The organism is Bartonella sp. CE47NXGY (genome assembly GCF_042195415.1).
GTDB lineage: Bacteria > Pseudomonadota > Alphaproteobacteria > Rhizobiales > Rhizobiaceae > Bartonella.
On record NZ_JBHIOI010000127.1, the window covers coordinates 1 to 1,625 of the forward strand.

The window sequence follows — 1,625 nt, forward strand, 5'->3', positions numbered from 1 at the left end:
AAGCAAAATGATTTTTTTGCTGAAGCAAAAGATAAGCAAAATGATTTTTTTGCTGAAGCAAAAGATAAGCAAAATCTAGCTATAAAGAACCAGAATAAGAATAATATATATAAAAAAAATAAAACTATCGTTTTATCAAAAAAAGAAACTGAATTTGAAGATTTAGAAACAACGGATTTGATTGAAGAGCCAATCGAGGTTGATGCGATTGAAAGCGAACCAAATCAAATCGCAACATCATCAGACAATCAACCTCCCATTCACGAGCAAGAAAACGTTCCTAAAAAAGCCAAGCGGGTTAAAGCCGATAGAGGTTGTCGATTGCCTGCGGATTTTGAACCCGATTACGATTTTGCAATCAACGAAGGCTTGCCTTCAGAGCGTGTGAAAGTCGAAATCGCAAAATTTAGAGATTATTGGAATGCCAAGGCAGGTAAGGACGCATGCAAAACGGATTGGCAAGCAACATGGCGCAACTGGGTACGCAAGGCAATTGAAGATTTACAGAAAGGAAAAAACTATGGAAAGTCAAGCACTGAAACAACAGTACAGCAGCGTGGATGGAGTTATCGCGTTGCACAGCACATGTCCAATATCAAAAATTCAGATAGTGTGTACAAATTTCTATTCGAGGATGACAACCGAACCACCGTTCCATTGGAAGACAGGGCAAAAACCATTGATTGCAGAAGCGGAGAGAATTACTTCATTAGTTCATGATGCGTTGCAAAAGCTTGAAAAGAAAGCGACTGAAGAAGAAATTCAAACAACGTATCTTGTCCTTTCAAATGGACTTAAGAGCCCCATGGGATCAGATGAGAAAGCGACAGCGCTTGCGTATCTTTACGCTCTTGAAGGCATAAGCAGCTGGGTATTGCAAACGGCAACAAAGAACGCTTTGAAAGGCAAAGCCGAGGGCTTAAATTCGACCTTTATGCCCTCAACAGCAGATTTTTATCGTTATTGTAAGACGCTTGAAGGCAATATTCGCTTTCATGCAAAGCACATTCTTAGGAGCCTTGAAAAGCCTGAAAAGGAAACAAATAAAAAGGCACCGATGCCATCAGAACGCATAGAAAAGCTTCAAAAAGAACTTGAAGAAGTTTTAAAGGGCATTGAATGATAAACAGCAAAGTAGTGAAGTTTGCTGATGATTTTGAGAATAGATATGCGTTTAAATTGACAGAAAGGCACCGTACAGAGCGATTTAAAGATTTTGTGATAAAAACCACATTGAAATTAAAAACGCTTCTGTACGGTCCATTTTGAGGCAAATAAACCCATTGGTAAAGTTATGGATTTAGATAGGGGATATTAAACCAAATGTTTTTAAAAAAACGTAAACAGCCTATGCAAAAAAAGTTCGTTGCAACAGCGGTTGGATATGCACCATGGGGATTAGGGGTAGCTGAGTATTTTTACAATCTCTATGAATACGAAGATGGATCAAGAGAATACGAAGAATTTGATGGTGGTCAGTACCATGAGATACCTGAGAAAGTTGATTACAGTACCAAGGCGCAAGTGAAAGCTTGGATATATGGGGGTGGTATTCCGAAAAGCGTTCTCAATTACGAACCTCTCATAGATGAGATCAATAAAGAGATCAAAAAATTATCAAAAAC

The 1,625-nt window shown here is 38.5% G+C and carries 2 protein-coding genes and 1 pseudogene; all 3 read left to right on the forward strand.

Annotated elements, in window-relative coordinates; genetic code table 11:
* Window positions 1–720 (forward strand): annotated as a pseudogene (locus tag ACFIL3_RS10070) (hypothetical protein); the annotation flags it as partial.
* Entirely contained in the window at window positions 680–1,123 is a 444-nt protein-coding gene (locus tag ACFIL3_RS10075) for a hypothetical protein (protein ID WP_375613776.1), read from the forward strand. The pseudogene ACFIL3_RS10070 and the gene ACFIL3_RS10075, both read left to right, overlap by 41 nt.
* Window positions 1,124–1,323: 200 nt before the next feature.
* On the forward strand, window positions 1,324–1,625 hold a 302-nt coding region (locus ACFIL3_RS10080; protein ID WP_375682217.1), incomplete at its 3' end, for a hypothetical protein.